The sequence below is a fragment of the Allobosea vaviloviae genome (assembly GCF_001298265.1).
In the GTDB taxonomy this organism is placed as follows: domain Bacteria; phylum Pseudomonadota; class Alphaproteobacteria; order Rhizobiales; family Beijerinckiaceae; genus Allobosea; species Allobosea vaviloviae_B.
The window spans coordinates 1-18,703 of record NZ_LGSZ01000045.1 but is presented as its reverse complement, the minus strand read 5'-3'; the positions used below and the strand labels follow the sequence as shown (position 1 = coordinate 18,703).

The window sequence follows — 18,703 nt, the reverse complement described above, 5'->3', positions numbered from 1 at the left end:
GGCGCGCCCCGGAATGACACTGAACTCACTTCAGCGTCGTCAGCCACAGCCGCGGCTTGTTGTCCGAGGCCTGCACCGTGTTTGCGACCGTCGAACGCATTGCCCAAGCCATCGGCTGCTGGTGCATCGGGATGAACAGGTGATCCGTCTTGGCGACCTTCAACGCCTCCTGCATCATCGCGATGCGCTTGGGCGTGTCGAGCTCGACGCCGGCCTTGTCGATCAGCGCGTCGATGCGCGGATCGCCCCAATTGCCCCAGTTGAACACGCCGCCCGAGCCGCTCTTCGAGCGCATCACCTGGATCAGGATCGAATAGGCGTCGATCATCGGCTCATTGGCCCAGCCGAAGGAGATCACGTCGAACTCGCCCTTGACGCGCTTGGGCGTCTGCTGGCTGCGCGGCGCGAGGCTGAGATTGGGCTTGAAGCCCGCGCGCGACCACATCGCCGCGACCGCCTGGCAGAACTCCTCCTCGTTGACGAGGCCGTCGCTCTGGCAGTTCATCTGGAAATTGAAGCCGCCGGGATAGCCGGCCGCCGTGAGCAGCTTCTTGGCGCCGTCGAGATCGAAGGGCAGCCGCACATCCTGCGAGGGCTCGTAGCCGGGTATCGCGGGCGCGATCAGCGCGCCGGTATTGCGCGACAGGCCGCGCATGGCCCGCTTCTGCACCGCGTCGATGTCGATGGCGCGGTAGAGCGCCTCGCGGACGCGGATGTCCTTGAGCGGGTTTTTATCCTTCACATCGCTCTCGAACAGCTTGTCGGAGAGATTGAAGGCGAAGATCACCGTGCGCAGCTCGTTGGTCTGCAGCACCTTGACGTCGGGCGAGGCCGAGAGCCGCGGCAGATCCTGCAGCGGCGCGACATTGGTGAAGTCGATCTCCCCCGAAAGCAGCGCAGCGACCCGGGTCGAGGCGGAGGCGATCGGCAGGAACTCGATCGTGTCGATGTTGTGCTGCGGCTTGTCCCACCAGCTCGGGTTTTTGACATAGACCGTCTTGGAATCGGCCCGGCGGCTCTCGACGATGAAGGGGCCGGTGCCGTTGGCGTTGTCGGTGGCGTAGCCCTTCACGCCCTTGCCGGAATCGGTCGGCAGCAGCGAGTTGTTGGCGACCAGCCACTCCTTGTCGAAGACGAAGATGTTGGTCAGGTCGTTCAGCAGCAGCGGATAGGGGCCGTTGACCTCGATCTCGACGGTGAAGTCGTCGATCTTCTTTGAGGATTTGTAGGCCGGCAGATTGCCCTTCAGCGGCGAATCCGCATGCGTCACGCGCTCCAGCGAGGCTACGACGTCATCGGCGGTGAACTGGTTGCCGTTGTGGAACTTGACGCCCTGACGCAGCTTGAAGCGCCAGACGGTCGGCGAGACCGTCTCCCAGCTCTGCGCCAGCGCCGGCTCGATCTTGAGATCGCCGGTGTAGCGCACCAGCCCCTCATAGACATGGTTCAGTACCGAGAGCGTGAAGGTGTCGCCATAGGAATAGGGGTCGAGCGAGGCGATCTCGCGGGCAGCGCCCCATTTCAGGGTCTTCGCCTCCGCCACCCCGGTCAATGCGACCGCAGCGAGCGCCGCCATCAGCCATCTGTTGCGTGTCGGGCGGCACTTGCGCATCGGGCCATTCATCGTCGCTCTCCCCTGCGAGACAGGAGGCGGCCCCCAGCGGCGCCTCCGGCTTGTCCTAGAAAATGCCGAAATTTCCGCCGTTCTGGCGATTCTCGCGGCAGCTGGTGTGCGATAAATAATCAAACCTGCATGCGATTGATTGATGCTATTGTATACGATAATTGAAGACAAGCGTAAAACTGGAGCGGAGCCGAATCCCGTGACATGGAGTGAGCCCCGAAGGGCCAAACCAGAGACAAAACGGGCGAAAATGTCGGAAACCCGCCAACCCGGCCAGCGCGCGCAGTCGGTCTACAAGGCTCTGCGCCGCGCCATCATCGAGCAGGCGCTCAAGCCCGGCATGAAGCTGCCGGAGGATTCGATCGGCGAGCAGCTCGGCGTCAGCCGCACCCTGGTACGCGAGGCCTTCGGCCGCCTGGCCGTCGAGGGTCTGGTCGAGCTCAAGCCCAATCGCGGCGCGTCAGTCGCCTATCCGACGCTGGAAGAGGCGCGCGACGTCTTCGATGTCCGCCGCGGCCTCGAGCGCATGGTCGCCGAGACGCTGGCCGGAAACCTCACCGCAGCGCAGGCCGCCGAACTCGAGGCCCATGTCGCCCTCGAGGAAAAGGCGCATGGCCGCGACGGGCCGGAATCGATCCGGCTTGCCGGCGAATTCCACATCAGGCTCGCGCAGATGACCGGCAATGCCCTGCTGCTGCGCTATGTTCAGGAGGTCTCGTCGCGCTGTTCGCTGATCCTGGCGATCTACGGCCGGCCGCATTCCTCCGAATGTGCAGTCTCCGAACACCGGCAGCTGATCGAGGCGTTGCGCGCCGGTGACGCCGCCCGCGCGGCCCATCTCATGGACCATCATCTCCAGGCCGTGGTGACGCGGGCCCTGCTGACGCCGCGCGGTGAGCGCGACATCCGAGAGGTGCTCGCGCCCTATGCGCTCAGCGAAGGATTGACACAGCCGTGACCGATGCGCCGCCCATGACCGCCCCAGCAGGCGCAGCCGCGGAGATCGTGACCTTCGATTTCGCCAGGCTTACCCCGCGCGAGCGCTACAAGCTCCTGATCGGCGCGGTCGTGCCGCGCCCGATCGCCTTGGTGACGACGGTCGATGCCGCGGGCATCGTCAACGCCGCTCCGTTCAGCTTCTTCAACTGCCTGTCGGCAGACCCGGCCATCCTCGCGCTGGGCGTCGAATATCGCCCGACCGGCGCGCAGAAGGACACCGGCCGGAATGTCCGGGAAACCCTGTCCTTCACGGTCAACATCGTCTCGGATGCGCTGGTCGAGGGCATGAACATCTGCGCGACGCCGTTCGAGCCGGGCGTCGACGAACTGGCGGCCGCGGGCCTCACCGCGATGCCCGGCGTCAAGGTGCCCTGCCCCTGGATCGGCCAGGCGCCGGCCGCCTTCGAATGCCGCCACCACACCACGCTCGGCATCGGCAATTCGCGCGAGATCATCCTCGGCGAGGTCGTTTACGCGCATTTCAGGGCCGATACGATCGACCCCGGCAATCTCCATGTCGATCCCGCCGCGCTCGACGCGATCGGCCGCATGGGCGGCCACGGCTATGCGACGACGCGCGACTATTTCGACCTGCCGACCATGTCGGTCGCGACCTTCGCAGCCGATCCCGAAGCGGCCAATCGGAGGCGCTAGAGCGCTTCGAGGCGGAACGGGCACACCGCACAGAGACTTCCAGACCAGCAAGGACGGGGCCCATGGCTGCCAAGACCGATCCACTCGTCCATATGGGCACGATCACTGCGGGCGAGGCACGCGAACTCTACAAGGAGAACCCGATCATCCTGCTGCCGATGGGCAGCCAGGAGGACCAGGGTCCTCATGCCCCGATGGGCGACTATCTCCTCGCCGAGAAGATGGCCGAGTTGGCAGCGATCCGCGCCAGCAAGGCCGGCACGCGCACGCTGGTCGCACCCGTCCTGCCCTTCGGCGGGGCCGACTGGTTCGGCTCGATGATCGGCGGCATCGCCATCTCGCAGGCGACGCTCACCACCGTCATCGCCGAGATGGTCGACTCGCTGCATCGCAACGGGCTCACCCGGATCATCGTGATCAATGGCCATGGCGGCAATGTCGGGCCGATCGCAGAGGTCGCGCGCGAACTCTACCAGCGCGAGCAGGTCGTGCTGCCGAGCCTCTATCTCTGGCGCATCGCCTCCGCTCTTCTGCCGGGCATCCTCGGCGGAGCCGACAAGGCCGCCGCCGCCGATGGGCACGGCGCCGACCCGCTGACCTCAATCGGGCTGCATCTCTTACCCGAGTTGATCCGCAAGGATCTGATCCCTGCGGCTAAGCCGCTGAAGCGAGACCCGGTGCTCGACCTGCCCTTCACCGGGCTGGGCCTTGCGAGTTTCGATGGGCACGAGGTCGCGATGCCCAACGAATATGACGAGACGTTCAATCTCGGCGTCGCCAAGGGCGATCCGCGCCTCTGCTCAGCCGAGACCGGCGCCGCGCTGACCGAGACGCTGACCGACATCTGCGCCCGCTTCATCGTCCATTTCGCAGGCAAGGTCGCAGCCTGACCCCGACGCCGCCTCGCCATGCCGCGGCGGCTCTCCCATCCCGCGCAGGAACGGGCGATGATGGCGCGTCCCGCCGTCGCCTCGGAAACAGTCCCGCCATGCATGCCAGCCCGCCAGCCCCCCGCATCACGACCTTCGCTTGCGAGAAGCGCCCCGCCACCGGCTCGCGCGGCATGGTCGTGACCAACCATCCGCTCGCCTCGGCGGCCGGTTCGCAGATGCTGCTCGCGGGCGGTAACGCCGTCGATGCGGCAGTGGCGTCGCTGTTTGCGCTCACGGTCGTCGAGCCGATGATGGTCGGCATCCTCGGCGGCGGCCTGAGCCATATCCGCATGGCCGACGGCCGCCATGTCGTGCTCGACGGCCTCTCGACAGCCCCGTTGCAGGCCGGAGCGGACATGTATGACTGCCTCTCCGACGAGATAGGCAAGCAGCGCGATGTCCGCGACCGCGAGAACGTCGTCGGGCCGAAGGCGGTGGCCGTGCCCGGCGCGCTCGCCGGCTGGTGCGAGGCGCTGGCTCGCTTCGGCACGCTGCCGCTGGTTGATGTGCTCCAGCCGGCGATCGCACTCACCGAGCGCGGCTTCGTGGTCACGCCCTATCTGTCGAACTGCATCGCCGACAACGTCGCAGACCTCGCCCGCGACCCCGGCCTCACGGCCTTGCTGCTCAGGGACGGGCAGGCCATCCCTGCCGGCACGCGGCTGATTCAGACCGACTATGCCGCGAGCCTGCGCCTGATTGCGCAACAGGGAGCGGCCGCGCTTTATGACGGGCCGCTCGGCAAGGCACTGACCGCCTTCATGGCGGCGAATGGTGGCCTGATCGGCCAGGACGACCTCGCCGCCTACACGGTCGAGACCCGCGAGCCGATCCGGGGCCGCTATCGCGGCTACGAGATCGTCGGCCCGCCGCCGCCGTCGTCATCCGGCGTCCACATCGCGCAGATGCTCAACATCCTCGAGGGCTACGATATCGGCGCGCTCGGCTTCGGCTCGCCCGATGGCGTCCATCTGCTGGCGGAAGCGCTCAAGATCGCCTTCGCCGATCGCGCGGTGGCAACCGCCGACCCCGCCTTCGTCAAGGTCCCGGTCGCCAGGCTGATCGACAAGGCCTATGCGGACGAGCGCCGCGCGCTCATCGCGATGGGAGAGGCCAAGAGCTGGACGGCCGGCCTATCCGGCGGCGAATCCAACGACACCACCCATGTCACGGTCGCCGATGCCGAGGGCAACGTCGTCACCGCGACGCAGACGATCAATGGCCTGTTCGGCGCCTGCACGCAGATCCCCGGCACCGGGATGCTGACCAACAACTACATGTTCAACTTCGATCCCCATCCCGGCCGCGCGCTGTCGATCGCGCCGGGCAAGCGCGTCTTCACCTCGATGGCGCCGATGATCGTGCTGAAGGACGGAAAGCTCGCCTTCGCGCTCGGATTGCCCGGCGCCCTGCGGATTTTCCCCTCGGCGATGCAAGCGATCGTCAACCTGATCGACCATGGCATGACCCTTCAGGAGGCCGTCGAGGCGCCGCGCATCTGGACGGAAGGCGGCGTGCTCGAGCTCGAGGAAGCCTTTCCCGAGGCGGTCGCCGAGGCGCTGCGGGCGCGCGGCCATCGCATCGTCCGCATGCCCCGCATCGCCGGCGGCATGAACGCGATCCGCTTCGACGAGGACGGCACGCTGACCGGCGCCGCCTGCTGGCGCGCCGACGGCACGCCTGTTGCGATCTCGGGCGGACTGGCTCGCGCTGGGGCCCGCTTCACGATCTGAGACGACCGGCAGAGGCCCACCATCGCCTTTCCCACGCGAGACCATGCCAGAGACGCCCCCCATGACCGAGACCATCGTCCTCCTCGACCTCACCACCCCTGAGCGCGCCGACAGGCTGCGCGCCCTGCTGCCGCCGGGCTTCGTGCTGACGCACGGCACCGCGCGCGGCGACGAGCACATGAAGCAGATCATCGCCGACGCGGACTACGCCATCGCCGGCCAGGTCGCGGTCTCCGGCGATGTGCTGCGCGCCGCCAGGAAGCTGAAGCTGCTCCATAAATGGGGCGTCGGCGTCGATAACATCGATACGGCCACGGCCAGGGAGCTCGGCATCGGCGTGGCGCGAACCACCGGCAGCAATGCGCTGGCGGTCGCCGAATTCTCGATCGGGCTGATGCTCTCGGCGCTGCGCTTCATCGGTTATGGCCATGCTGAAATGAAGAAGGGGCACTGGGCGACGGGCCACATGCCGGGCGAGACCTTCCTGCTCTCGGGCAAGACGGTCGGCATCGTCGGCTTCGGCGCGATCGGCCAGAATGTCGCCAAGCTGCTCAAGGGCTTCGGCTGCACCATCCTCTATGCCAAGCGCCAGCCCTTGAGCGTCGCCGAGGAAGCCGCGCTTGGCGTCCGCTATGCCGCGATCGACGAAATCCTGGCCCAGTCCGATATCGTCTCGCTGCATTGCCCGCTGACGCCGGAGACGACCAACCTGATCGACACCAAGGCCCTGGCCGCGATGAAGAAGACGGCGGTGCTGGTCAATGTCGCGCGCGGCGGCGTCGTCAACGAGGCCGAACTGGTCATCGCGCTGCGCAATCGCGTGATCGCGGGCGCCGCGATGGATGTCTACTCGGTCGAGCCGCTGCCCGCAGACAGCGAGCTGCTGACGCTCGACAACCTCGTCGTCACGCCCCATCTCGCCGCCATGGCGTCCGATACATTCGCGCCCACCGTGTCGCGGATGTTCGCCAACATGGCCCATGTCTCGCGCGGCGAGCCGGTCCCGGAAAAGGACTTCGTGGTCTGAGGAAGGCACCGCCTGAAGATGCAGCGGGGAGCAGCCTGAGGCCAACGCCACCCCGCTTCATTTGACACGCGCCGCGATCTGAAACATTGGATTTGGCCTTGCGGGAGTTGAATTTCGGCACGCTCCCGCCCTCTTTCCCCTGACAGGGCGGCGCGGGCCTCATGACCAGTGTTTCACCGCAACGCGTGCTGCTGACGGGCGCCGCCGGCTTCGTCGGCTTCCATGTCACCCAGGCGCTGCTGGCTCGGGGGACGACCGTGCTGGGCATCGACAATCTCACGCCCTATTACGACCCGGCGCTGAAACAGGCCCGCCTCGACCTGCTGATGCCCCGCAACGGCTTCAGCTTCGAGCCCATCGACATCGCCGATTACAATGCGTTGCAAGCCGCCTTCGCCGCCTTCAAGCCGGATGTCGTGATCCATCTCGCAGCGCAGGCCGGCGTGCGCTACTCGCTCGACAATCCCCGCGCCTATGCCCATTCCAACCTCGACGGCTTTCTCTCGGTGCTGGAAGCCTGTCGGCACCATCCGGTCGCCCATCTGGTCTATGCCTCGTCGAGCTCGGTCTATGGCGCCAACGCCAAGGTGCCGTTCAGCGAACATGACGGCGCCGACCACCCGGTCTCGCTCTATGCCGCGACCAAGCGCGCCAACGAGGTGATGGCGCACAGCTACGCGCATCTCTACGGCATCCCGGCCACCGGCCTGCGCTTCTTCACCGTCTACGGCCCCTGGGGCCGACCGGACATGGCCTATTTCAAGTTCACCAAGGCGATCCTCGAAGGCAAGCCGATCGACGTCTATGCCGAAGGCGAGATGAGCCGCGATTTCACCTATGTCGACGACATCAGCGAAGCGATCGTCAGGCTCGCCGCCCTGCCGCCCGTGGCCGATCCGGCGTTCGACGCCGCATCGCCCGATCCGGCGACGGCAGCCGCTCCCTATCGCGTCTACAATATCGGCAACCACACGCCGGTCCGGCTCGACCGCTTCATCGCCGTGATCGAGCAGGCCTGCGGCAAGGCTGCGATCAAGCGCCATCTGCCGATGCAGCCCGGCGACGTCCGCGCGACCTATGCCGACGTCTCGGATCTGATGGCGCGGGTCGATTTCAGGCCCGACACGCCGATCGAGATTGGCATCGCCCGCTTCGTCGCCTGGTACCGCGACTTCTACGGCGTCGAAACGCCCGGCTGATTCAGCTCCTGACGACGTCGCGCGAGAATCGAGCGACGGATTCGTCGAGGCTTCTGGCGGAGGCGTCCACATCCCCTGCGGCTGCGGAAACCTGCCGACCGTTCACCATGATGCGCGCTGCATCCGCGACGACGAGATCGATCGCGCCAGCCGCTTGCTCCGTTTGGCGCACCGTCCGCGACAGCACCTCCACCATCGTGCGGATCGCATCGGCCTGCTGATCCACCGCCACGACGATGCATCCGGTTGCGCCGACGATCGCTTCCGTCGAGACGCTGATGTTCATGAGGTCGGCCAGGGAGCGCTCGGTCGCTCCGCGGATCTCGGCGATACGCGCGGAAATCTCCTTCGTCGCAGCCTCGGTGCGGACCGCCAAGCCCTTCACCTCCGTTGCGACGACCGCAAAACCGCGCCCGGCCAATCCGGCACGCGCGGCTTCGATCGCCGCGTTCAACGCCAGCAGATTGGTCTGGGCTGCAATTTGCCGGATCAGGTCCGAGACCTCGCCGATATCGTGAACCGCCTGCGAAAGCTGCGCCTTGACAGACACCGAGGCGGCGACATCGGCGGCGGCTGTTCGCACAAGCTGCGTGGTCCTGTCCGCCTCATTGCGGATCAGCGATATCGTGTCCGTCAGTTGATGCGAACAGACCTCGACGGAGACGATGTCGCTCCGCGCATCTCCGACCTTGGTCAGGACGCCGGCCAGCTCATCCTGTGAGCGCTGCGAAATCGCGACCAGTTGCTCGGCCGCGCCGTTCATATGACCCACTGACTGGAAGACCGGCTGCAGGATCGCGCCGATTTCACGTCGGAACGCCTCGGCCTGCCGTTCGACATCCTCGCGCTGAGCTTCTTCACTGCGCGCATGCGCACCGGCCTCGAGACCGAGTCCCTGCGCGCGTCTGATGGCGCAAACCCGATCGACGAAGAGTTGCGCCATGCTGCGCAGCGACACCAGCATGACGGCGCCATAAATCACCTGGAAGGTCAGATTCTCGACCATGTGATCGATCGGCGAGAGCAAGATATGGATGATGCGAGCGACCAGGATGAGGCCGGCAAAAACCAGAGCGGCAGATGGCATGCCGGCCATGGTGAAAGTCCCGGCGCACACCAGCCCCGCCAACAGCGTCGCCGTCAGCACTTCGATCTGAGGCAGGGCGGTCGGGTTGATGACCACCGACATGATGAGCCAGGGCGTCGCCATGATGGCGGAATCGATCAGGATTCGGTTGGTGAATTTTAGCGACGGAGCATCGGCGCGCTTGCGCTGCTTGATCTGCCTGATCCGCGTAAGCGCGAGGACGCCTACGGCAACGACCGAGGCGCTCCACGTTAGGGGAAACCACAACCAGCCGTGAAGTATCAAGACCAGGGCGACCAGCAGCGACGACAGCATGTTGGACAATAGAATGGCGGGGAGGACACGGGCGAACATGTCTGCCTGCGCCATGCGCAAGGCGGCCGCATCGGCCTCGCTCAGCTTTACCATGCCCAACGCCTGATTGACCCAGGCATCGTATCGGATCGGCATCGTCGCGGTGACGCTCATGGCAGCCTGATCAGGGTCGGCACCGGCGCCACACAACTGCAACGCGCATCAATGCCGGAGAACCATCTCAGAGAGGCAACAAGCACACGTTAACGATGACGCTTTCAAACTTGGAGCCCTATAGGCTGATTGTCGCACCCGCTTTGGCCGGATTGACGGCCGCAGCGCCAGCTCCGACAGCGCAGATGGGTTCTTCGACGAACGCGAGCGAACTCAGGACCAGCCCGGCCGCCACGCGGCGAACGCGGCCTTGGTCTCGGCATTGGCCGGATAGAGCCCGAAGATGCCCTGCCCGGCGCGCACGCGCTCGGCGACAAAATCCTCATAGGCCGTCTGCTCGTAGACTTCCGGCGCGATCTCGTTGGCGAGATGCGCCGGGATCACGCAGACGCCCTCGCCGTCGCCGACGATGATGTCGCCCGGATAGACCGCGACATCGCCGCAGGCGATGGGGGCGTTGATGTCGAGCGCGTGGTGGCGGATCAGGTTGGTCGGCGCGCTCGGGCGGTTGTGATACGCCGGGATCGCCATCTGCGCGATCTCAGGGCTGTCGCGGAAGCCGCCATCGGTGACGATGCCGGCGACGCCGCGCTGGGCCAGCCGCTGCACCAGGATACCACCGGCCGAGGCCGCGCGCGGATCCTTGCGGGAATCGATCACCATGACATGGCCGGGCGGGCAGTCCTCGACCGCGCGCCGCTGCGGATGCTGCGTGCCCTCGAAGGCCGACAGCACGTCGATATCCTCGCGCGCCGGGATATAGCGCAGCGTAAACGCCTCCCCCACCATCGTCTCGGCCTTCTGGCCCAGCGGCCGGACATCCTGGATGAACTGGTTGCGGAAGCCGCGCTTGAACAGCGCCGTCGTCAGCGTCGCGGTCGAGACGCGCTTGAGCTTGGCGCGGTTGTCGTCGGTGAGCGTGGTCATGATCTTGGCTAAGGCTCCAGCGAAGGGTCGAGCATATCGTCAGCGTGAGACGGATGGCGTGGCGGTCGAGAACCGGAGCGGACATTAGTCCGTGAGCACCGGAAGCGCAGACCGCCGCGTCAGGCGGCCGCGCTGGCGGCATGATCGGCCCTTCGATCACTCGATGCGAACATTGGCCTTCTGCGCCACATCCGCCCAGCGCTTGGTCTCGGCGGCGATATGGGCGGTGAACTGCTCCTGGGTGGACCCCACCGGATCGACGCCGAGCTTCTTCATCTGGTCGATGACGGCGGGCTCGCGCATGATCGCCTGGACCTCGGTGGAGAGCTTGGCGACGATCTCCTTGGGCACGCCCGACGGCGCGAAGAAGCCATGCCAGGAGGCGGCGGCATAACCGGGGATGAACTCCGCCAGCGCCGGCAGGTCTTTCGCCACCGCCAGCCGCTCGGGCGTCGCGGTCGCCAGCGCCCGGATCTTGCCGGCCTCGACATGCGGCCAGGCGATGGTGATGTTGTCGAAGGTGATCTGGATCTGGCCCGACAGCAGGTCCTGCGTCACCTGCCCGCTGGAGCGATAGGGCACATGCACCATGTCGGTGCCGGTCGAGACCTTAAAGAGCTCGGCCGCCATATGGGTCGAAGTGCCGGCGCCCGAAGAGCCGAAGGAATACTTGTTCGGGTTCTTCTTGAGAAGGTCGATCAGCTCCGGCACCGTCTTCACCGGCAGATCGATATTGACCATCAGGATGTTGGGCACGCTCGCCACCTGCGAGATCGGCGCGAAATCCTTGATGTGGTCGAAGGGCATCTTGGCATAGACGGCCGGGTTGATCGCATGGGTCGAGACCGTGCCCATGGTCAGGGTGTAGCCATCTGGCGCAGCCCGCGCGACCGCCGCCACCCCAGTGTTGCCGCCGGCACCGGCCCGGTTCTCGACAATGAATTTGCCGCCGAGCCGGGCGCCGAGCCTGTCGGCGAGCACCCGCCCGAGTAGGTCGGTCGTCCCGCCCGCGGCAAAGGGCACCACGATCGTCACCACCTGGCTGCCAGGATAGGGCGCCTGGGCCTGCGCGGCTGAACTCAAGGATGTGGCCGCGGTCAGTGCGGCGGCGATCATCGCCCTGCGCGTCATCGTCATGGTGTTCCCTCCGTTTCGTTTCCCTGAAGCCGGCGCTTTGCTGCCGGCGCGGTCCGTTCGCAGACCCTTGGCTGACGGCATAGCACAGGATTCCAGATTTGAAATCTGAAATTTCAGACTTGTCGCAGCTTGCCCTTTGTGGTGTCTGGTGCGGTGATGGCGTCAGCGTCGCGCGGCCCGACAGCGGATTCGCGGCCGATGCCTGGCGCCACAACCGGAACCATGATGCCCGAGCCGCTCGCCATCGAACCTGTCGCCCCGCATCTGCTGCGCTCCTTGCGCGAGCATGTGCATGAACGTCTACGCCGGGCGATCGTCGCCGGCCGGTTCCGCGATGGCGAGCGCCTGAACGAGCGCCATTTGGCGGAAATGCTCGGCGTCAGCACGACGCCGGTCAAGGACGCCATGCGACGGCTCGAAAGCGAGGGGTTGGTTCGCACCGAGGCGCGGCGCGGCGTCTTCGTCGAGTTCTCGGCGCGGCAGGCGCTGGAGATGGCGCTGGGACGCGCCGCGCTCGAAAGCGTCATGACCCATATCGCCGCCAACCGGGTTACCGACACCGACATCGCCGAAATCGGACGGCTGATCGAGGAGATGGCGCATGCGACGCAGCACAGCGCGCTGGAAGATCTCGTCACGCTGAACGAGGCCTATCACGGCGCAATCCACCGGATTTCGGGCTGCACCTATCTGGAGCGAAGGCTCGACGGGCAGCGCATGTATGATCATGCCCAGCGCATCGCGCTGTTGTCCGAACCGTCCGAGCGGGGCCAGGGGTTCGAGGAACATCGCGCGGTCTTCGAGGCGCTGAAAGCCCATGAGCCCGCGCTCGCGGAACAACGGATGCGCGCCCACATCGTCCGCTCGGCAAAAGCCCATGTGCGACAAGTGTTCGGCGCCGATGCGGAAGGGTTGGACTATGACGAGTGACCAAGGCAACCAAGGCAAGGTTCGCAGCGCATTGCGCGGCATCTCCGGCGTGCATGTCACGGCCTGGAACGCCGATGGCGAGGCCGACTGGGCGGTGACGGCTAAGATCGTCGCCCGCATCGCGCAGGCTGGCATCCACAACATCGTTTCGGCCGGCAACACCGGCGAGTTCTATCCGATGACGACGGACGAGGTCGTTCGCAGCCATGCGGTCGCGGCACAAGCCGCCGCCGGCAAGGCGCTGGTCACCGCCGGCATCGGAAGGTCTCTGCGAGAAGCCGTATCGACCGGCAAGCTCGCCGCCAAAGCCGGATGCGACGCGGTGATGGTCCACCACCCGCTCGACCCCTTCGCCGCGCCGCAGTCCCAGGCCGATTACATCATCGCCATCGCCGAGGCGCTGACGATCCCGCTGGTCGCCTATATCCGCTCCGACGCGATCGGCGTGAAGGATCTGGTCCGCGTCGCGACGCATCAGAATGTCGCCGGGGTGAAATTCGCCTCCAACAACATGATGCTGCTGGCCGAATGCGTGCGTGCCACGCAAGGCACGTCCGCGAACTGGATCTGCGGCCTCGCCGAAGGCTGGGCCGCGCCCTTCTATGCGCTCGGCGCCCGTGGATTCACCTCCGGCCTCATCAATGTCGCGCCGGAACGCTCGCTGGCCGTCTGGCGCGCGCTGGAGAAGGGCGACTACGCCGCCGCCCGCATCGAGGTCGACGCCATCGCCGGCTTCGAGACGCTTCGAACGAAATACGGCAACGGCGCCAACGTCACCGTGGTCAAGGAAGCGCTCGGCCTGCTCGGCACCAATGTCGGCCCCGTCCGCCTGCCCGGACTGCCGGAGCTGAACGCGGCCGAGAAGGCGGAACTGCGCCAGATCGTCTCCGGCTGGGGCGCCCAGCGCGCGGCGGCGGAGTAACACCCGCTGTCATTCCCGGCCATCGCGCAGCGATGAACCCGGAACCCACGGCCGGGGTGAGCCCTCCATAGAACGGAAGTCGTTCCACCCGGTCGTGGGTTCCGGGTTCGGCCCTACGGGCCGCCCCGGAATGACAGACGTATCGCACACACAAGAAACCACCCGAGGAAACGCCGATGTCGTCCCATCCCCGCAAGACGCCCGATACCCTGCGCTCGAAGCGCTGGTTCGGCGCCAGCGATCTGCGCTCCTTCGGGCATCGCTCGCGGGCGCTTCAAATGGGGTTCGCGCATGACGAGTTCATGGGCAAGCCGGTCATCGGCATCATCAACACCTGGTCCGAGATCAACCCCTGCCACACCCATCTGCGTGACCGCGCGGAAGCCGTGAAGCGCGCGGTCTGGGCGTCCGGCGGTTTCCCAGTCGAGATCCCCGTGATGTCGGTCTCGGAGCAGTATCAGAAGCCCACCACCATGCTCTATCGCAACTTCCTGGCGATGGAGACGGAGGAATCGATCCGCTCCCATCCGCTCGACGGCGCGGTGCTGCTCGGCGGCTGCGACAAGTCCACGCCAGCCCTGATCATGGGCGCCTGCAGCGCCGGCCTGCCCTTCATTTTCGTGCCGGCCGGGCCGATGCTGCGCGGCAACTGGGCCGGTAAGATCCTCGGCTCGGGCGCCGATGTCTGGAAATACTGGGCCGAGAAGGAAGCCGGCAACATCACCGACGACCAGTGGAAGGACATGGAAAGCGGCATCGCCCGCTCGCATGGCACCTGCATGGTGATGGGCACGGCAGCGACGATGATGAGCCATGCCGAGGTGCTGGGCCTGACCCTGCCCGGCGCCTCCGCCATCCCTGCCGCCGACGCCGCCCATCCGCGCATGGCGGCAGCCGCCGGCAAGCGCATCGTCGAGATGGTCTGGGAAGACCTGACGCCCGACCGCATCCTCACCCGCAAGAGCTTCGAGAATGCGCTCACCGTGCATATGGCGGTGGCAGGCTCGACCAACGCCATCATCCACCTGATCGCCATGGCCGGCCGCGCCGGCGTTTCGCTGACGCCCGATGATTTCGACGCCTTCTCCCGCACTGTCCCAGTGATCGCCAATCTGCGCCCTTCAGGCGAATTCCTGATGGAGGATTTCTTCTATGCCGGCGGGCTCCCGGCCCTGCTGAAGCAGCTCGAGAGCAAGCTGCACACCGACGCGATGACCGTCACCGGCAAGCCGATCTCGGAGACCATCGCGCTCGCCACCGTCTATGACGACAATGTCATCCGGCCCCTCGACAATGCCGTGACGACAGCCAACGGGCTTGCCGTGCTGAAGGGCAACATCGCGCCCGATGGCTGCGTCATCAAGCCCTCAGCCGCCGAGCCCCGCCTGCTCAGGCATTCCGGTCCTGCGCTGGTCTTCGAGGACTATGATGCGATGATGAAGGCGGTGAACGACGAGAGCCTCGACGTCACGCCCGACCACATCATGGTGCTGAAGAACTGCGGCCCCGTCGGCGGGCCGGGCATGCCGGAATGGGGCATGATGCCGATCCCCCGCAAGCTGCTGAAGCAGGGCGTCCGCGACATGCTGCGCATCTCGGACGCCCGCATGTCCGGCACCAGCTACGGCGCCTGCGTGCTTCATGTCGCCCCCGAAGCCTATATCCGCGGGCCGCTCGCCGCCGTGCAGACCGGCGACATCATCAGCGTCGATGTCGAGGCGCGCACGATCTCCGTCAATCTGTCGGACGCGCAGATCGCGGCACGGCTGAAGACCTGGACGCCACCCGACCGCGACTATCCGCGCGGCTATGGCAAGATGTCGGCGGCCCATATCCGCCAGGCCGACAAGGGCTGCGACTTCGACTACCTCGAAGGCACGGCGAAGATTCCCGAGCCGGAAATTCACTAGGGGCGGTGCCTGCCGCGGAGGCGCGCGTTTACCCTGGTGAAGTCGTGCCGATCGGAGATGACACACGGGTTACCTGTGGCGGTGACTTGCCCTAGGCTGCCATCCCGCCCCTTCGAGACGACAGACCGTGTCAGCCCAGATGTCCTCCACCCGCCTCTCCTGGCAGGCGGCTTTCGAGACGCCGACCAATTCGCAGATCGAGCAGGAGCGCTGGGTTCTGGCGATGTGCCTGGGCCGGCGCGACGGCCGCTTCGCCGAGATCGGAGCCTTCGACGGCGTGCTTCACAGCAACACCTTTTTCCTTGAGCGCGATTACGGCTGGAGCGGCGTGCTGGTGGAGCCGAACCCGATCCTGTTTGCAAAGCTCGCGGCCAGCCGCAGCGCGACCTGCCTGGAGCGGGCGGTGCATCGCGAGGGCGGACAACTCCTGTCCTTCGTCGCCTCGCAGGAAATCGGGACGCTGGCCGAATATGCCGAGGCCGACGGCTATGCCCAGCATCGCCGACAGGCGATCAGCGAGAACGGCCTGATCACCGTCGAGACCATCACCTTCGACGCGATGGACGCAGCCGACGGCAGGGCGGGCACCGGCTACGACTACGTCTCCCTCGACACCGAAGGGTCCGAACTCGACATCCTCAGGACGATCGATCTCGCCCGGCATGAGATCGCGCTTTTCACCATCGAGCATAATTTCGTCGAGCCGCGCCGCGAGACCATGCGCGTTCTGTTGGCCGAAGCAGGCTACCAGCGGCTGAATGTCGGCTTCGACGACTGGTACTGGCATGAGGGCCATCTTAGCGAGCGCAATGGCGGCGCCCTGCCCGAGATCGCCGCCATCAACGCTCATGTGAAGAGCATCTATCAGGATTGAAGCGGGGCGCCCCGCTCGCGTCACAGTTCCGCGTCGAACGCCACGCTCCCGAAAGCCGCCTGCACGCGCCCGGTCGCAGCGGCCGCGACACCGACCCGCGCCTCACGCCGGGAGAGCAGCGTGATCGCCGCGCTGCCGCCCGCGACATTGACCGTCCCCGACACGGCGAAGGCGACGGAGGGCACCGCCCGCATTCGACTTGGCAGCACCAGCGTCTGCTGCACTGCGCCGCCCACGTCCTGATAGGCGTCGAGCGCGAGCGCGCCTTCGTGCCGCCAGTGATAGCGGGCGCACAGCGCCTCCTCCAGCGTCGCCGGCCGCGCGACCCAGCCGCTGGCGACGCTGCCGAATTCGAGCTTGATCCGCCGCAGCGTCACCGGGTCGGATGCAGGCGCGATGGCGACGGCCAGCACGCCGCTGTCGCCGGGTGTGGGCGTCAGGGTCACGCTGCGCCGGCCGCTTCCGGCCGTGAGCGTCCCGGATACGCTGCCGATCGACACCGCGAGATCGTCGCCCGAGAGGTCCTCGACCGACAGTGTCAGCGTCAGACCGGCGAAGGAGGCGACGCCCCACAGCGCCGGCTCGACCGGCTGGATCAGCCCGCCTGCGCTCAAGGTGAGATCATATGCCGAAAGCGACAGTGTCGCCCCAGACGGACCGGCTTTCCAGCGATCGAAGCCATACATCCCCGCAACCAGCACGCCGCCGGCAAAGCCGCGCTGGTTGATCTGCATGTCGCCATTGACCAGCAGATTGGGCGCGCAGGCCCAGCGCGTCGCCGGCAGGGAGACGCCGCCCGTCGTCCGGTCCACCACCATCGCCTCGGCCCAGGCCGAGCCATCGGCGCTGACCTTGACGTGCAAATCGTCGTCGCCGGCCAGCCCGATTTCGGCGCGCCCCGAAAAACCATCCTGGAACAGCAGGCTCGCCGTGTCGCCGGCAGCCGCCTTGTTGAGCTTCACCTGATGGCCGGCGCCGGCATGGTTGAACAGGCTGGCCTGCGCCTGGACGACGAAGCGCGTCGTCACATCGGCCGTGCCGTTGACGCCCCAGAGACTGGCGCCCAGGCTGCTGAGCGGGCTGTCGCGGCGCCATTCCGTTCCGGTCCAGAGATTGTGCTCGGCCTCGTCGGAGACCCAGGCCTGCCATCCCGGCCGGGGCGCCAGGAAGGTCCAGCCGCCATCCTCGAACAGCGCGACCTGGTCGGCGCGCCCCGCGAAGACGCCGCTTCCGCCCGTCGGCACGATATAAGCGGACAGCTCGGTCGGCGTGGCCGGCGGCGCCGTCTCCGAGCGGCTGTCGACGACGAGGTGGATCAGCGCGTCGAGCCGCGTCAGGGCGTCGTTATGGGTGACATGCTTCTGCGCCTGCCCGGCGGCGAGCAGGGGCAGCGAAAGCCGCGGCGTTGCGGTCATGGCACCTCGCGAGGATCAGGGTGGCGGTTGCAAGCCACTATCGGCCCTGCCCAGCACGACGGGGATAAGTCGCTGACGTTGTCCCCCCAAGCCGCAGACGCGATGCTCTGTTCTGCCAAGCGGCGAATTTAATCAGGAAACGGCCGCTTGGGGTCGATTTCAGAGGTCCAGCGACCGCCTCCCGCTCGGGCTGTTGCCGGCTGCGCCGCCGACAAGAAGATCGTCGAGCGGAAGCGCCGCGCCCCCGTCGCGGCCGCGGCCCCTTCGTCCATCCTGCCCGCGCGCAGGACCGTGACGGAGCGGCCCCGCCGCTGACCGCCTCGCGCTACCCGTTTCCGTTCATTCCTCCTCCGCCCCATCGCGCGGCGCAAGCGCTATGAGGTCTGGGACGGAATCTCGGAAGGGCAAAAGTTCGGACGAAAGCGGCTCGAGTGAAGCTGTGCGCTTCGCGCGCGTGTAGAAATCCTGCACGCGAAGCGCGGGTTTCAGACCGATGGAGGCGTCCAGGCCATCGCCTTCATCGGCGCGTCGACTTCCGTTTGGGCAAGGGCATTGGTGAAGTTCGAAAGCAGCTTGGTTGAAAGACAGATGAGAACGTCAAGCACCTGCGCCTTGCTATAGCCGGCTGCCAGGAATGTGTTCAGCGCCTCGTCGCCCACGTGACCCTGCTCCTCCAGCAATTTGCGGGTAAAAACACGCAATGCTTCGAGCTTTGTATCGGCAACGGGCTTGCCCTCGCGCAGTGCGGCGATGACGTCCTGCGGCGCCTTCAGCATCGTCATGATCATCGAATGGCCTGCCATGCAGTAATGGCAGCGATTGTGATAATTCGAAGTCATCATGACGACCTGAACCTCGACGGGAG

Annotated in this window: 16 protein-coding genes; 10 read left to right on the top strand and 6 right to left on the bottom strand. The window is 66.3% G+C overall.

The window, feature by feature from the left end; genetic code table 11:
* Positions 1–25 precede the first annotated feature (25 nt).
* Positions 26–1,624 carry an ABC transporter substrate-binding protein gene (locus tag AE618_RS14085; RefSeq protein ID WP_432704502.1) on the bottom strand — a complete coding sequence of 533 codons (1,599 nt, stop codon included), beginning with the start codon at positions 1,622–1,624 and terminating at the stop codon, positions 26–28.
* 250 nt (positions 1,625–1,874) lie between these two features.
* On the opposite strand from AE618_RS14085, the gene AE618_RS14080 reads away from it, so the two are divergent.
* From AE618_RS14080 to AE618_RS14055, 6 genes are all read left to right on the top strand, one after another.
* Positions 1,875–2,582, top strand: a complete 708-nt coding sequence (locus AE618_RS14080; RefSeq protein ID WP_054209711.1) for a GntR family transcriptional regulator — start codon at positions 1,875–1,877, stop codon at positions 2,580–2,582.
* A gap of 14 nt (positions 2,583–2,596) precedes the next feature.
* A complete protein-coding gene (locus tag AE618_RS14075) occupies positions 2,597–3,277 on the top strand; it encodes a flavin reductase family protein (RefSeq protein ID WP_197280788.1) in 681 nt (226 codons plus the stop codon).
* A gap of 62 nt (positions 3,278–3,339) precedes the next feature.
* Positions 3,340–4,167, top strand: a complete 828-nt coding sequence (locus AE618_RS14070; RefSeq protein WP_054209710.1) for a creatininase family protein — start codon at positions 3,340–3,342, stop codon at positions 4,165–4,167.
* A gap of 98 nt (positions 4,168–4,265) precedes the next feature.
* A complete protein-coding gene (gene ggt, locus AE618_RS14065) occupies positions 4,266–5,942 on the top strand; it encodes a gamma-glutamyltransferase (protein WP_054209709.1) in 1,677 nt (558 codons plus the stop codon).
* Positions 5,943–6,003: 61 nt separating this feature from the next.
* Positions 6,004–6,969, top strand: coding sequence for a 2-hydroxyacid dehydrogenase (locus AE618_RS14060; RefSeq protein WP_054209708.1), 966 nt, complete (start codon positions 6,004–6,006; stop codon positions 6,967–6,969).
* A 161-nt stretch (positions 6,970–7,130) separates the two neighbouring features.
* A complete protein-coding gene (locus AE618_RS14055; protein WP_054209707.1) occupies positions 7,131–8,168 on the top strand; it encodes an NAD-dependent epimerase in 1,038 nt (345 codons plus the stop codon).
* 1 nt (position 8,169) lies between these two features.
* Here AE618_RS14055 and AE618_RS14050 read toward each other — a convergent pair whose 3' ends face one another.
* The 3 genes from AE618_RS14050 to AE618_RS14040 all read right to left on the bottom strand — a co-directional run bounded on the left by AE618_RS14050 (position 8,170) and on the right by AE618_RS14040 (position 11,787).
* Positions 8,170–9,723, bottom strand: a complete 1,554-nt coding sequence (locus AE618_RS14050) for a methyl-accepting chemotaxis protein (RefSeq protein ID WP_054209706.1) — start codon at positions 9,721–9,723, stop codon at positions 8,170–8,172.
* 213 nt (positions 9,724–9,936) lie between these two features.
* A complete protein-coding gene (locus tag AE618_RS14045; RefSeq protein ID WP_054209705.1) occupies positions 9,937–10,650 on the bottom strand; it encodes a ribonuclease activity regulator RraA in 714 nt (237 codons plus the stop codon).
* Between the two features lie 156 nt (positions 10,651–10,806).
* Positions 10,807–11,787: a Bug family tripartite tricarboxylate transporter substrate binding protein gene (locus tag AE618_RS14040; protein WP_054209704.1), complete on the bottom strand. Its 981-nt coding sequence runs from the start codon at positions 11,785–11,787 to the stop codon at positions 10,807–10,809.
* Between the two features lie 198 nt (positions 11,788–11,985).
* On the opposite strand from AE618_RS14040, the gene AE618_RS14035 reads away from it, so the two are divergent.
* The 4 genes from AE618_RS14035 to AE618_RS14020 all read left to right on the top strand — a co-directional run bounded on the left by AE618_RS14035 (position 11,986) and on the right by AE618_RS14020 (position 16,423).
* Positions 11,986–12,717: a GntR family transcriptional regulator gene (locus AE618_RS14035; protein WP_248310875.1), complete on the top strand. Its 732-nt coding sequence runs from the start codon at positions 11,986–11,988 to the stop codon at positions 12,715–12,717.
* Entirely contained in the window at positions 12,707–13,639 is a 933-nt protein-coding gene (locus AE618_RS14030; protein ID WP_054209703.1) for a dihydrodipicolinate synthase family protein, read from the top strand. Before AE618_RS14035 ends, AE618_RS14030 begins: the two co-directional genes overlap by 11 nt.
* A gap of 176 nt (positions 13,640–13,815) precedes the next feature.
* Complete coding sequence (araD, locus tag AE618_RS14025; RefSeq protein ID WP_054209702.1) at positions 13,816–15,549, top strand: L-arabinonate dehydratase; 1,734 nt, start codon at positions 13,816–13,818, stop codon at positions 15,547–15,549.
* Positions 15,550–15,688: 139 nt separating this feature from the next.
* A complete protein-coding gene (locus tag AE618_RS14020; protein ID WP_054209701.1) occupies positions 15,689–16,423 on the top strand; it encodes an FkbM family methyltransferase in 735 nt (244 codons plus the stop codon).
* Between the two features lie 20 nt (positions 16,424–16,443).
* On the opposite strand, the gene AE618_RS14015 is transcribed toward AE618_RS14020, so the two are convergent.
* Both AE618_RS14015 and AE618_RS14010 read right to left on the bottom strand, forming a co-directional pair.
* On the bottom strand, positions 16,444–17,838 hold the full coding sequence (locus AE618_RS14015; RefSeq protein WP_054209700.1) for a DUF2793 domain-containing protein: 1,395 nt from the start codon (positions 17,836–17,838) through the stop codon (positions 16,444–16,446).
* Positions 17,839–18,323: 485 nt separating this feature from the next.
* Positions 18,324–18,703 (bottom strand): carboxymuconolactone decarboxylase family protein (locus AE618_RS14010; RefSeq protein ID WP_054209699.1); only part of this gene is annotated, 380 nt, incomplete at its 5' end.